Below are 13449 nucleotides of genomic sequence, written 5' to 3' on the forward strand. Positions count from 1 at the left end.
CCCGGTCGAGTGCTCGACCGGGCCGCTTCGCGTCCGGCGTCAGTACGCGAGCGTGACCGGGCCGAGGAGTCCCGACGGCCGGCGGGCGCCTTCGTAGTGGTTCGCGGCGCTGTTGCTCACCTGGACCTCGATCCGGTTGGTCCCGGGTCGCAGGTGCACGCCGTCGATGGTCAGTGCGTAAGGGCGCCATAGGAGATCGCCCACCTCGGTGCCGTTGACGAGGACCTTCGCGGCCTCGCCCACCTCGCCGAGGTCGAGCCTGGCGTCCGCTACTCCTTCGGGCAGTTCGACCTCGGTCGTGAACGCGCAGGTGCCGCTGAAGCGGCGCAGCGGCTCCCGCTTCGCCCAGTCCCCCAGGCCGATCGGGTTCGCCGGGAGCGCGCCGAGCGCGCGGGTCGGGATGCCGGTCCAGTCGTCGAGTCGGGCGGTGCGGCCGAGCGCCAGGTGCGGGTCCTCCGCTCGGGCCGGTCCTTCGGCCAGGATCTTCGTCTGACGCCGTTCCAGGCTAAGCTCCACTTGGGACCCATCGCGGATCGCCTTGGCGCGTCGGCCGGTGAACGGGTCCTGCCAGTGGACTTCCTCCGGCGCGCCCGGCAGGATCACGGTCGTCGCGATGGGCTCCTCGCCTTCGTTGAAGCAGGCGTAGGTGACCGTGTCCGGGCTTTCGAAGCGCACGACGCGCAGGTTCGGTTCGGGCGAGGAGGTCGCCACCGCTGCGCCTTGTGCTCGCAGGTGGTCTTGCAGGCTCCGCAGGTTCCAGCCCGCCTCCGCGACCACCAGGCCTCCCGCTTCCTTGAACCGCTCCAGTGCCGCGTCGGCTTCCCGGTCGGGCGCCAGGCCTTCCGGGCGGTGGTCGACCACCGCGAGGAAGCGCTGGTCCCCCAGGACGAGTGTCCCGTCCACGATGTCGGCCTCGCTCAGCCGGGCCGGGTCGAGGTAGAAGAAGTCGATCTGGTGCTCGAGGAGTTCGCGCGCCGGGCCGTCCGGCACGTGCTCCGGATCGGCGAGCACCGCGGTCGAGACCCGGTGCGTCCCTTCATCGAAGAGCGCGGCGACCCTCGCGGCGTAGGCGACCAGGCTCGGGAAGTGCGGCCACCAGGAGTTGTGCGGCCCGAGGTCAGGTTCGCTCTCGTACGCGCGGCCCCCGCGCACCGAGTAGAAGAACGCGTGCAGCACCAGGGTCGGCACGCCTCGGCTGAGGTACCAGTCGAGCAGCCACTTCGCCTCGTCCAGGGTGAGCCGCCAGCCGTACGCGCCGAGGACTTCGGCGATCGCATTGCCGCCGTTGAGGTTCGCTGCGCTGGCGGCGGTCTTCGGGGCGGTGCTCTCGGGCCCGGCGAGGGCGGTGCCGTCCTCGGGCAGGACCCAGCGCCACACGGTGTCCTGGCCCGGCCAGTGGAGGCTCGCGGACGTGGCGAGGTCGTCGGGTTCGGCGGGGTGCCCGGTGAGCGCGATCCCGTGGGATTCGCACCAGCGCGCCTGTGCGCCGTAGTAGACCTCGATCAGGCGCCTGCGCACCGCGTCTCGGTAGGCTCGCGCGAACCCGGCATCAGCGTCCCAAATGGACGGCAGGTTGCGCAGGACCTCGTCCGGTTCGAGACCTTCGGCTGCGGCGACCTCGGCTTCCAGGCCCGGCGTGTACGGCTGCGCGCCTTCGCGGGGGTTGCGGCCGAGCAGGAACGGCTCGTCGGTGAACATCGCGACGACCGTGGTGCCCAGGTGCGAACCGAGCGCCCGCGCGTACGCGTCGTGGGTGGTCTCCAGGAACGCCTGCACCGCAGCGGGATTGAGCAGGTCGGCGGCGGGCGGCGCGAGCGCCGAGCCGTCGTCCTGGCCCGCGTGCGCGCCACGGATCGTGCCGCCGCTGGGGGTGTCGAAGACCGCGGTGAACCGCCACCGGCCTTCCATGGGGCCGAGCCGCACCAGGCCGCGATCCTCGACCGGCAGCAGCTCGGCCTCGTCGTGGACGGGCGCGCCGCCGCGGATCGGCGCGCGGACCACCGCGAGGAGCCTCGCGTCGAGGGCGCGGCCGAGCGCGGGCCGCCAGTACTCGTCCGCAGGCCCCTCGATGTCGCGTTCGATCCGGACGAGGCACCGCGCTGCGAACTCGGGGTCGCGCTCCACGACGGCGCCGTTCGCCGAGCCGGACGGATAGGAAGCCTCGTCGTAGAGCATCACGGCCAGGCCGAGCCGCGCGCATTCATCGACCGCGAGCCGCACCAGCCGGAAGTACTCCTCGGTGAGGTAGCCGACGCGGCGGCTCAATCCGATGCGGGCGCTGAGGGTCACGCCGGTGAACCCGACCGCGGCGATCTCGCGGAGCTGGGCGAGGACCCCGTCGTCGGTGAGGTCGTCGTTCCAGAACACGAACGCGTAAGGGCCAGTCGTGGCGGCCATGTGCTCTCCCAAGCCTCGGAACCCACGGAATTGAAACGATACAAGAGCGGTTCCGGCGGCACTGACCTCGGTTTGACAGTTCGGGAAACCTAGATCTATGATGCATAGAACTTCAAGGCATAGAGGTACTAGGGTCAGGAGGCCCCCCATGCGCATCGCCAAAGACCTCGTCGCCGCCTCGTCCACCCCGCTCGTCCTCGGCATCCTCACCGAGGAGGAGAGCTACGGGTACGCGATCCTCAAGGAGATCGGCGAGCGGTCCGGCGGCCGTCTGGAGTGGACCGAGGGTCTGCTCTATCCGCTGCTGCACCGGCTCGAACGCGTCGGCTACATCGAATCCACCTGGCGCACACCGGAAGGCGGGCGACGCCGCAAGTACTACCGAATCACCGAGGCGGGCCGGGGCGAACTGGCCGAGCAGCGCCGGCAGTGGGCCGCGGTCGTCGACGCGCTCCAGGACGTCTGGGAGGCCACGCGGTCGGCCGCGCCGGTCGCGCCCCCGGCCCTGGAGGCCTGAGATGAGCGCCGACACCGAACTCGAGGCCCAGATCGCCGCCTGGCGCGGCTACATGCTCCGCCAGCGCGGGGTCAGCCCCGCCGACGCCGACGAACTCGAAGACCACCTGCGCAGCCGCATCGAGGACCTCACCGAGACCGGCCTGCACGCCGACGAGGCCTTCCTCATCGCCGTCAAGCGCATGGGCGGGGTCGACGAGCTCTCGCGCGAGTTCGCCCGCGAGCACTCCGAGCGGCTGTGGAAGCAGCTCGTCATGACCGCCGACCCCGACGCGCCCGCCGCGTCCGAGCGCCGCCGCGACCTGGTCGTCATGGTCGTGTGCGCCGCGCTCGCGGCGGTCGCCATCAAGCTCCCCGCGCTGTTCGGGCTCGACTTCACCGGCGACGCGGACGCGCCGGCCCTGTTCGGAATGCGCATCGAGGACGAGTCGGGCACCTTCTACCCGCGCAACCTGGGCCTGTTCGCGCTGCCGCCGCTGGCGCTGTACTTCGCGTGGCGGCGCGGGATCGGCCGCGGCACCGCCGCGGCGATCGTGCTGCTCTTCGCGCTCGGTGCGGTGGCCGCCAACGCGTTCCCGCTCGACCAGGAGTCGCAGTCCTTCGCGCTCACCGCGATCCACCTGCCGCTCGCGCTGTGGCTCGTCGTCGGCGTCGCCTACGCCGCGGGCGAATGGCGCTCGGGGCACAGGCGCATGGACTTCATCCGCTTCACCGGCGAATGGTTCATCTACCTGGCGCTGCTGATACTCGGCGGCGGGGTGCTCACCGGGTTCACCGCCGGGGTCTTCGCCGCGATCGGCGTCGACTCCGAGACCTTCATCGTGAACTGGCTGGTGCCGTGCGGCGGCATGGCCGCGATCGTGGTGGCCGCGTGGCTGGTCGAGTCCAAGCAGAGCGTCATCGAGAACATGGCGCCGGTCCTCACGCGGGTCTTCACGCCCCTGTTCGCCGCCACGCTCGTGGCCGCCCTGGTCGCGATCGCGGTGACCACCAACGCCATCGACGTCGAGCGCGACATGCTCATCCTGTTCGACCTGCTGCTGGTGGTGGTCCTGGGCCTGGTGCTCTACTCGATCTCGGCGCGCGACCCCGCCGCGAAGACCGGCGTCTTCGACTGGATGCAGCTCGCGCTCGTGCTGAGCGCCCTGCTCATCGACGTCCTGGTGCTCGTGGCGGTCACCGGCCGCATCACCGAGTGGGGCTTCACGCCGAACAAGAGCGCCGCGCTCGGCCTGAACCTCGTCCTGTTCGCGAACCTCGCCTGGACGGCCTGGCTGTACTTCTCGATCATCAAGGGCCGCAAGCGGTTCTCACAGCTCGACCGCTGGCAGACCGACTACGTGCCGGTCTACGCGGCCTGGGCCTGGACCGTGGTCCTCGTCTTCCCGCCGCTGTTCGCCTTCGCCTGAGGACCACAGAGGGCGCCCCGGACCGGAACATCCGGGGCGCCCTCCTATGTGGTGTGTGATGTAGGCCCTCAGTCCGAGCCGAACGCGGCGTCGAAGGACGCCTGCGGCGGGTCGAAGTTCAAGTCCCGCACGAAGCCCACGGCCTCGGCCGCGCCCCGCAGGCGGTCCATCCCCGCGTCCTCCCACTCGATCGAGACCGGCCCGGCGTACCCGATCGCGTTCAGCACGCGGAAGCAGTCCTCCCACGGCACGTCGCCGTGGCCGGTGGACACGAAGTCCCAGCCGCGCCGCGGATCGCCCCAGGGCAGGTGCGAGGACAGCCGCCCGTTCCGCCCGTCCAGGCGCTTGCGCGTGTCCTTGCAGTCCACGTGGTAGATCCGGTCGCGGAAGTCCCACAGGAAGGCCGCCGGATCGATGTCCTGCCACACCATGTGGCTCGGGTCCCAGTTCAGGCCGAACGCGGTGCGGTGGTCCACCGCCTCCAGCGCCCGCTGCGTCGACCAGTAGTCGTAGGCGATCTCGGAGGGGTGCACCTCGTGGGCGAAGCGCACGCCCACCTCGTCGAACACGTCGAGGATCGGGTTCCAGCGCGCGGCGAAGTCGTCGTAGCCCGCCTCGATCACCGACTCGGCCACCGGCGGGAACATCGCCACGTACTTCCACACGGCCGAGCCGGTGAAGCCCACGACGGTGTCCACGCCGAGCTTCGCCGCCGCCCGCGCGGTGAAGGCCATCTCCTCGGCGGCCCGCTGCCGGACCCCTTCGGGATCGCCGTCGCCCCACACGTGCGAGGGCAGGATCGCCTGGTGGCGCTGGTCGATCGGGTCGTCGCAGACCGCCTGGCCCACAAGGTGGTTCGAGATCGCCCACAGGCCGAGGCCGTGGGATTCGAGGATCCCCTTGCGTTCGGCGACGTAGTCGTCGTCGCTCGCGGCGCGGCGCACGTCCAGGTGGTCGCCCCAGCAGGCGACCTCCAAGCCGTCGTAGCCCCAACCGGAGGCGAGGCGGCACACCTCGTCGAACGGCAGGTCCGCCCACTGGCCGGTGAACAGCGTGATCGGTCTAGGCATGGTCCAGGCTCCTCAGGTAGGTCAGGCCCTCGACGGCGATGGCGTCCTGGGTCGGCGCCAGCGGACGCCAGATCGAGGCCGCGGTGGCGATGGTCGCATTGTGCGCCGTGAACGACTCGATGACCAGCGGACCGTCGTATCCGGCACGGTCGAGCGCCGCGAGGATGCCGGGCCAGTCGAGGTGGTCGCGGCCCGGCGCGCCCCGGTCGTTGGCGCTGACCTGCACGTGCCCGATGCGCCCGGCCGCCCGGCCGATCGCCGCCGGGAGGTCGGTCTCCTCGATGTTCATGTGGTAGACGTCAAGGGCCAGTTGGCAACCGGTCCCGTCGAGCGCTTCGAGGGCCTGGTCGACGGTGTTGATCAGGCTCGTCTCGTAGCGGTTGAGCGGCTCGACGGCGATCGCGACGCCGCGCTCGGCGGCGTACTCGGCGACCGGCGCGAGGTTGCCGCGCAGTTCGCGGTACGCCGCGGCCCGGTCCTCGACGAGCCAGGTGCGCCCGACCGAGGCGTAGGCGGGCCCGGCGATCACGCCCGAGCCCACCGCGGCCGCGGCGTCCACGACGCGGCGGAGGTACTCCTGCGTCGTGGACACCGTCTCCGGCCCGGCCGCGACCAGTTCACGGCCGGGCCCCATCACGAGCACCACGGTCGCGGCGAGCCCGAGTCCCCGCAGCAGGTCGGCGGCCCGCGCCGCGTCCCAGTCGCCGGGGTCCTCGACGGGCAGTTCGATCGCGTCGAACCCCCAGTCGCGGATCCGCGGCGCGAGCCGGGCCAGGGCCTCGTCGTCGAGCGGCGAGGCCCAGACCCAGGTGTTGACGCCGATCGGTCGGCGCGGCGCCTCCGTCAACGGTCCCGCCACGCGTCGGGGAAGCCCGGCAGGTCCTCGCCGCCGAACTTGGCGTAGTGCAGCGAGGGCATGTCGGCGTTGCGCTCCAGGTAGTCGGCCAGTTCGGCCTCGGTGATCGGGTCCTGCGGGAGGATCCACTCGGCCGGGACCTCCTCGCCCGCGAGGATCATCGTCGCGGCGATGATCGGCGTGCGCCACTGGAAGTTCGAGTAGACCGGCGCCAGAGCGGTCATCCCGGTCTCGTCCCACTTGCGCATGAACGACAGCTCGTCCTCGCCCGACATGACCGGGTAAGGCTTGCCGGCGTCCTCGAAGGCCTCGATCGCGGCCACGGCGCCGTCGCCGGCGTCCATCCAGATGCCGTCCACGTCGCCGCGCTGGAGGTACTGCGTGACGATGTTCTTGATCTCGGCCGCGTCGCCGCCGGTGAACTCGTCGCCGAGGATCTCCAGCTCGGAGTCGCCGAAGATCTGCTCGGCCGCGGTCCAGCGGTGCTCGAGCACGTCCACGCCCGGCAGGATGCGCAGCGCGAGCACCGTCGAACCCGGTTCGAGGTTGTCGACCAGGAACTCGGCGGCGTCGGCGCCGAAGGCGTAGCCGCCGATCGGGTGGATGAAGGTGACCGCGCAGTCGGTGTTGACGCCGCGGTCGAAGACGATGACCGGGACGCCGGACTCGCAGGCGGTCTCGACCGCGGGCGTGAGCGTCGCGGTCGTGGACGGGGAGATGATGATCGCGTCGCAGTCGCCGGAGGCGACGAACGCCTGGATGTCGGAGATCTGCTGGTCGTCGTCGTCACCGGCGTCCGAGCTGCGGAACTCGCCGATGTCGCCCGACTCCTGGAGCACTTCGACCTGCTGCTGCATGGTGATCCAGCCGGTCACGCGCCACGGGTTGGAGATCGAGGCGTTCGAGAAGCACACGGTGGCGTCGCCGCCCTCGCGCGCGAACTCGCTCGTGTCGATCCATTCGGGAGAGATGGCCTGGAGCCACGGCGTGTTCGGGTCGCCTTCGGGTTCGATGTCGCGCTGGGCGAGCTGCTCGTCGTAGTCGGCCTGGACGAACCACTCGCTGGAGCTCCCCGAGTCCGACTCGCCGGCGCTGGTCGCCTCGTCGTCGGTGGGGGTGTCGGTGGTGCAGCCGGTCGCCAGCAGCAGCCCGAGGGCTGCGGCCGACGCGGCGGCGAGACGCGTTGTCTTCATGGTGCGAGACCTTCTTTTCATGAGGGAGTAGCGGTTGCGGTGGCGGTCTTGGCGGCGGCCCCTCGGCGGGTCCGCCGCCGGGCGGCGTAGGCGACGGCGGCGATGATGATCGCGCCCTGCACGGTGGGACGGAGCGTCGAGGGCAGCTGCATCTGGTTGAACAGCGCGAACAGGGACTCGATGGCGAGGGCGCCGGCGATGGCGGCGAGCACGGTGCCCCGCCCGCCCCCGAGGACCACGCCGCCGAGGACGACGGCGGTGATGACGGTGAACTCCAGGCCCTGCCCGACCTGGGCGCTGACCCCGGCGTAGCCGCCGATGAGGATCCCGGCGACGGTCGCCGAGAGTCCTGAGAGGACGAACGCGGCGATGCGGACGGTGTTCACCGGCGCGCCCGAGAGCGTCGCGGCGCGCTCGTTGTCCCCCGCGGCCATGAGGACGCGGCCGAAGCCCGTGCGCATCAGGCCGATCGCCCCGGCACCGAGGCCGATCACGATGAGCACCGCCCACGGGATCTGCCCGAGGACCGGCACGTTCTCGATGCCGAGGCGCCCGGCGGTGCGGAAGGACTCCGAGAGCGCGCCGGTCGGCGCGCCGCCGGTCCAGAGCTTGATGGCGCCGAACAGGACCATGAGCATCCCGAGCGTGGTGATGAACGACTGGACCTTCAGGACGGTCGTGATGATCCCGTTCACCAGGCCCACCGCGATCCCGAAGGCCACCATGGCGAGCATGACCGGCACCGTGCGGGACTCCTCGCCGTCGATGAGGCGCGCGGCGATGACCACCTGCGCGCCGACGAGGGCGCCCACGGAAAGGTCGAAGTTCCCCGAGACGATCACGAAGTACTGGCCCGCGGCGAGGATCATCAGCGGCGCGGCCTGCTTGAGGAAGGCCATGAACGACGGCCCGGCGAAGAACGAGTCGTTCAGCGCGAAGATCCCCGCGAAGATGAGCAGGAGCAGGAGGAACACGGTCGCCGTCGGGTTGGCGATCCAGCGGAGCGCGGCGGCGCCGAAGGCGGCCCCGCGGTCGCGGTAGCGCGTCATCGCGTCCTCCCTGCTGCGGCGGTGGGGAACCGGGGCCGGCGGGCGGTCCGGTCGAGCTGGCGGCGGGCGTACAGGGCGACGGCGGCGATGATGACCGCGCCGCGCAGCACGTCCTTGGCGAACGGGTCGATCTGCAACACGTTGAAGACCGAGTCGAGGACGGCGAGGATCATGACGCCCGCGACGGTTCCGGCCACGCCGCCGCGACCGCCCAGCAGCAGCGTGCCGCCCAGGACCACCGCGGCGATCGCGTCGAGCTCGTACAGGTTCGTGTAGGACTCGGCCGAGCCGGTGCCGAAGCGGGCCGCCAGCAGGAGCCCGGCGACGCCGGCGCACATGCCGCACAACACGTGCGCGGTCAGGAGCACCCGGTCGGTGCGGATGCCGGACATGCGCGCGATGTCGACGTCGCCGCCCACCGCGTACATGTGGTGGCCGGTGCGCGAGGAGCGCAGGAACCAGATCGCGGCCACCGCCAGCGCGAGCATCACGAGCGTGGACACCGGCACGGGCCCGATCCGGGAGTACCCGAAGGCGCGGAAGGCCTCCGGCACGTCCCCGGCCGGGCCCTTGTACCGGGTGTCGAGGTAGCCCTTGATGATCAGGCCGGTGCCGAGGGTGGCGATGAACGGGTTGACGCGCAGGAAGGCGACGATCGCGCCGTTGGCGGCGCCGATGAGCCCGGAGACGAGGAGGACCGCGCCGATCGCGAGCGGGAGGTTCGCGACCTGTCCGTCCATGGTGGTCGCGGCGACGAGGCTGGAGAGGGCGGCGGTGTAGCCGACCGAGAGGTCGAGGGACCGGCACAGGATCACCAGGGTCATGCCGATGGCGAGGAACCCGGTGAGGCTGGTGCGGGTGAACATGTCGACGAGGTTGGCGGTGGCGAAGAGGTTCTTGCCCTCGAGTGCGACGGCGACGCCGCTGACGAGCACGACGGCGGCGAGGGCGAGGTAGATGAGGGCGGTGGTGCCCGGGCGCCGGATCGAGGCGGTGAGGGCGCTGAGGTCGGGGCGGGTCATGACGGCTCCGCCTCTGCGCCGCGGCGTCCGGTCGCGTAGGCCATGACCTCCTGCTCGGTGGCGCCCGCTGGGAGTTCCCCGGCGATGCGGCCGTCGTGGAGGACCACGATGCGGTCGGCGAGGCCGATGACCTCGATGAGTTCGGAGGCGATGAGGAGGACCGCGAGGCCTTCGGCCGCGAGCTGGCGGATCACGGAGTAGAGCTTGTGCTTGGCGCCGACGTCGATGCCGCGGGTGGGTTCGTCGAGGACGATCACGCCGGGTTCGGCGGCGAGCCATTTGGCGACGACGACCTTCTGCTGGTTGCCGCCGGAGAGGAACTGGACTTCCTGGTCCTCGCCGCGGGAGACGAGGTCGAGGCTGGACAGGAGGCCGGGGATGCGGCCGAGGCGGCGGCGCGAGCGGACGCGGGGGTTGGCGTCGAGGATCATGCGGGCGTTGGCGCGGACGGATTGGCGCAGTGCGAGGCCTTCGGCTTTGCGGTCCTCGGTGACGAGGGCGAGTCCGGCGCGGATGGCCTTGCGGGGGCCGGTGATCCGCATCGGGGTGCCGTCGACGCTGAGGGTGCCGCGGGTGAAGGGGGCGATGCCGAAGACCGCTTCGGCGATCTCGGTGCGGCCCGAGCCTTGGAGTCCGGCGAGTCCGACGATCTCTCCGGCGCGCACTTCGAGGTCGATCGCGTCGATCCAGGCGTTGCCTCCGCCTTCGACGCGCAGGCGCACTTCGCCGGTCTCGGTGCCTTGGAGGCGTTCGGGGAAGACCGATTCGATGCGGCGTCCGACCATGGCGGTGACGAGTTCGTCGGGGGTGATGTCGGCGGTGTCCACTGTGGTCACGTGCTTGCCGTCCTTGAGGACGGTGATGCGGTCGCACAGGTCGAAGATCTCGCGCAGGCGGTGGGAGACGTAGAGGACGGCGACGCCCCTGTCGCGCAGGCGCCGCACGAGCCGGTAGAGCAGTTCGACCTCGGCGTCGGCGAGGGCCGCGGTGGGCTCGTCCATGCAGATGAGGTCGGCGCCTTGGGAGAGGGCCTTGGCGATCTCGGTGATCTGCTGGTGCGCCACGGAGAGGGAGCCGACCTTGGCGGTCGGGGCGAGGCCCTCGACGCCGAGGTCGTCGAGGAGCTTCGCCGTCCGCGCGGCCATGGCGCGGCGGTCGACGCCGTGCCAGGTCCGCGGCTCGCGTCCGAGGTGGATGTTCTCGGCGACGGTGAGTTCGGGCAGGAGGTTGAACTCCTGGAAAACCGTGGCGACGCCGGCCTGCTGGGCTTGGAGGGGGTGGGTGAAGGAGACGGCGCGGCCGCCCAGCTCAATGGCTCCGGCGTCGGCGGTGTGGACGCCGGCGAGGATCTTCATCAAGGTGGACTTGCCGGCGCCGTTCTCCCCCACCAGGGCGTGGACCTCTCCCCGTTCGATCCGGAGGTCCACGGAGGTGAGCACGGGTACGCCGAGGAAGGCCTTGTCGATGCCGTGCATGTCGAGCACGGGCGGTGCGGTCATCGGTCGACCTCCGTCCAATCACGACGGCGCGCGGAGGCGGCGACGGCTTCGGCGATGCGCGCGGCCCGCAGGCCGTCGGCGAAGACCGGGAGGCCGTCGGGCGTCTCGCCCGCGACGGCGGCGCGGGTGTCGGCGACGAAGGCGTTGAAGCAGTCCTGGTAGCCCTGGGCGTGGCCGCCGGGGACGGTGGCGAGGCGGGCGGCGTCGGGGCTGAGGGACTCGGGGTCCCTCATGAGGACCGCGTTCGACTCGCGCCCGCCGACCCACAGGGTCTCGGGCTGCTCCTGGTCGAAGGCCAGCGTGGCCTCGGTGCCGGAGACTTCGAGGAGGAGGCGGTTCTTGCGCCCGGCCGAGACCTGGCTGACGACGGTGGAGCCGATCATGCCGCCGCGCGTGGCGAACTGGAGCGTGACGATGTCCTCTGTGGTCACTTCTCGTCCGCTTCGGCGGCGGTTGGCGGTCGCGAGCTGGGCGTTGACGGCGGTGATGCGGTCGCCGGTGACGAACTCGAGGAGGTCGCACCAGTGGGAGCCGATGTCGCCGAAGGCGCGGAGCGCGCCGCCCTTGTCGGCGTCGACGCGCCAGTTGTCGTCGCCCGGCCGCAGCAGCCAGTCCTGGAGATAGGAGCCGTGTGCGAGGGTCAGACGCCCGATCTGCCCGGCGGCGACGCGGGCGCGGGCCTCGCGGACCATCGGGTGGAAGCGGTAGACGAAGGGCACCGCGGCGACCACGCCCGCCGCGTCGGCGGCCTCGGTCATCGCGCGGGCGGTGGCGGCGTCGGTCGCGAGGGGCTTCTCGCAGACCACGTGCTTGCCGGCGGCGATCGCGGCCAGGGCGATCGGTGCGTGCAGGTGGTTGGGGACGCAGACGTGGACGACGTCGGCGGCGTCGATGAGCGCCGCGGCGTCCTCGTAGACCGCTTCGGCGCGTAGGGAGTCGGCCGCTTCGCGGGCCTTCTCGGGGCTGGAGCCGACGATCCCGGCGACGGTGCCACCGGCCACGGCGATGGCGTGGGAGTGGACCCTTCCCATGAAGCCGGTGCCGATGATGGCGGCCCGGTAGGTCGCTTGGGTGATCGTGACATGAGCCATATGACGACCGTAGGACAGACTTATGACGAAGCACAAGCAAAAGTTGCTCGTGTTATGAAACAGTTATGACATCCGAGCGACCGAACCGGTGTGATTCACTAGTGCTGTGACAGATGATTCCGGGGCCAGGCGTCGCCCCGTCGCCGCGACCTCGGCCGGCGCCGGGACATTGCTCCAGCTCCTGCGCGACGGCGTGCCCCGGACCCGCTCCGAACTCGCCGCGCTCACCGGCCTCGCCCGCTCCACCGTCGCCGGGCGCGTGGACGCCCTCCTGGCCGCCGGGCTCATCGCCCCGACCGGCGAGACCGCCTCCACCGGCGGGCGGCCCCCGGCCACGTTCGCGTTCAACCCGGCCGCGCGCATCGTCATCGGCGCCGACCTCGGCGCCACCCACGCGCGCCTGGCCGTCACCGACCTCGCCGGGAGCGTCCTCGCCGCCGTCAACGCCGACCTCGACATCGCCTTGGGACCCGAGGCGGTCCTGGACTGGACGGTCGAGCACGGCCGCCTGCTCCTCGACGAGGCCGGGCGGCCCCTGAGCGACCTCCTCGGCATCGGCATCGGCCTGCCCGGACCCGTCGAGCACTCGGCCGGCCGGGCCGTCAACCCGCCGATCATGCCCGGCTGGGACGGCTTCGACGTGCCCTCCTATGTGCGCGAACGGCTGCCGGTGCCGGTCCTGGTCGACAACGACGTGAACATCATGGCCCTCGGCGAGCACTTCACCGCCTGGCCCGAGTACGAGCACCTGCTGTTCATCAAGGCCGCCACCGGCATCGGCTGCGGCATCATCGCCTCCGGGCAGGTCTACCGCGGCGCCCAGGGCGCGGCCGGGGACATGGGGCACATCCGCGTCGCCGGCGCCGACGACGCGCACTGCCGCTGCGGCAACACCGGGTGCCTCGAAGCGGTGGCCTCGGGCGCCGCGATCGCCGCGAGCCTCACCGAGCAGGGCGTGCCCGCGCGCGGCTCGCTCGACGTGGTCGAACTCGCCCGCGGCGGGTCGGTCCCGGCGCTGCGGCGCATCCGCCAGGCCGGACGCGACATCGGCGAGGTCCTCGCCGGGGCCGTCAACTTCTTCAACCCCTCGATCATCGTCATCGGCGGGTCCCTCTCGCTCGCGGGCGACCACCTGATCGCGGGGGTGCGCGAAGTCATCTACCAGCGGTCGCTCCCGCTGGCGACCAGGCACCTGCGCATCGCCGCGGCCCGCACCGGCGAGTCGAGCGGCGCGATCGGCGCGGGCGTCATGGTCATCGAGCACGCCCTGGACCCCGCCCGGCTCGACGGCCTGCCGATCAACGCTTTGCACCCCGACACCGCAGCCTTCTCGACGAACGGATGATC

The 13449-nt window shown here is 71.5% G+C and carries 11 protein-coding genes; 3 read left to right on the forward strand and 8 right to left on the reverse strand.

Annotated elements, in window-relative coordinates; all coding sequences use genetic code 11:
• Positions 1 to 39: 39 nt before the first annotated feature.
• Positions 40 to 2397, reverse strand: a complete 2358-nt coding sequence (locus IF12_RS0105745) for a hypothetical protein (protein WP_030155604.1) — start codon at positions 2395 to 2397, stop codon at positions 40 to 42.
• 148 nt (positions 2398 to 2545) lie between these two features.
• On the opposite strand from IF12_RS0105745, the gene IF12_RS0105750 reads away from it, so the two are divergent.
• Both IF12_RS0105750 and IF12_RS0105755 read left to right on the forward strand, forming a co-directional pair.
• Positions 2546 to 2914, forward strand: a complete 369-nt coding sequence (locus tag IF12_RS0105750) for a PadR family transcriptional regulator (RefSeq protein WP_030155607.1) — start codon at positions 2546 to 2548, stop codon at positions 2912 to 2914.
• A 1-nt stretch (position 2915) separates the two neighbouring features.
• A complete protein-coding gene (locus IF12_RS0105755) occupies positions 2916 to 4322 on the forward strand; it encodes a permease prefix domain 1-containing protein (RefSeq protein WP_030155609.1) in 1407 nt (468 codons plus the stop codon).
• Between the two features lie 68 nt (positions 4323 to 4390).
• Here IF12_RS0105755 and IF12_RS0105760 read toward each other — a convergent pair whose 3' ends face one another.
• Genes IF12_RS0105760 through IF12_RS0105790 form a run of 7 tightly spaced genes read right to left on the reverse strand, consistent with a single transcriptional unit; the run spans position 4391 to position 12102 of the window.
• A complete protein-coding gene (locus IF12_RS0105760; protein WP_030155611.1) occupies positions 4391 to 5392 on the reverse strand; it encodes a sugar phosphate isomerase/epimerase in 1002 nt (333 codons plus the stop codon).
• A complete protein-coding gene (locus IF12_RS0105765) occupies positions 5385 to 6239 on the reverse strand; it encodes a sugar phosphate isomerase/epimerase (RefSeq protein WP_030155614.1) in 855 nt (284 codons plus the stop codon). The genes IF12_RS0105760 and IF12_RS0105765 overlap by 8 nt, the downstream gene beginning before the upstream one ends.
• Positions 6236 to 7441 (reverse strand): substrate-binding domain-containing protein, encoded by a 1206-nt coding sequence (locus tag IF12_RS0105770; RefSeq protein ID WP_030155616.1) that lies wholly within the window; start codon positions 7439 to 7441, stop codon positions 6236 to 6238. Before IF12_RS0105770 ends, IF12_RS0105765 begins: the two co-directional genes overlap by 4 nt.
• Positions 7442 to 7458: 17 nt before the next feature.
• On the reverse strand, positions 7459 to 8490 hold the full coding sequence (locus IF12_RS0105775) for an ABC transporter permease (protein ID WP_051704007.1): 1032 nt from the start codon (positions 8488 to 8490) through the stop codon (positions 7459 to 7461).
• Complete coding sequence (locus IF12_RS0105780) at positions 8487 to 9512, reverse strand: ABC transporter permease (RefSeq protein ID WP_030155622.1); 1026 nt, start codon at positions 9510 to 9512, stop codon at positions 8487 to 8489. Before IF12_RS0105780 ends, IF12_RS0105775 begins: the two co-directional genes overlap by 4 nt.
• Positions 9509 to 11011 carry a sugar ABC transporter ATP-binding protein gene (locus IF12_RS0105785; protein ID WP_030155624.1) on the reverse strand — a complete coding sequence of 501 codons (1503 nt, stop codon included), beginning with the start codon at positions 11009 to 11011 and terminating at the stop codon, positions 9509 to 9511. Before IF12_RS0105785 ends, IF12_RS0105780 begins: the two co-directional genes overlap by 4 nt.
• Positions 11008 to 12102, reverse strand: a complete 1095-nt coding sequence (locus tag IF12_RS0105790; protein WP_030155626.1) for a Gfo/Idh/MocA family protein — start codon at positions 12100 to 12102, stop codon at positions 11008 to 11010. Before IF12_RS0105790 ends, IF12_RS0105785 begins: the two co-directional genes overlap by 4 nt.
• Before the next feature lie 106 nt (positions 12103 to 12208).
• On the opposite strand from IF12_RS0105790, the gene IF12_RS0105795 reads away from it, so the two are divergent.
• On the forward strand, positions 12209 to 13447 hold the full coding sequence (locus tag IF12_RS0105795; protein WP_051704008.1) for an ROK family transcriptional regulator: 1239 nt from the start codon (positions 12209 to 12211) through the stop codon (positions 13445 to 13447).
• The last annotated feature ends 2 nt before the right edge of the window (positions 13448 to 13449 follow it).

This window comes from Glycomyces sp. NRRL B-16210, assembly GCF_000719515.1.
Lineage (GTDB): Bacteria > Actinomycetota > Actinomycetes > Mycobacteriales > Micromonosporaceae > Glycomyces.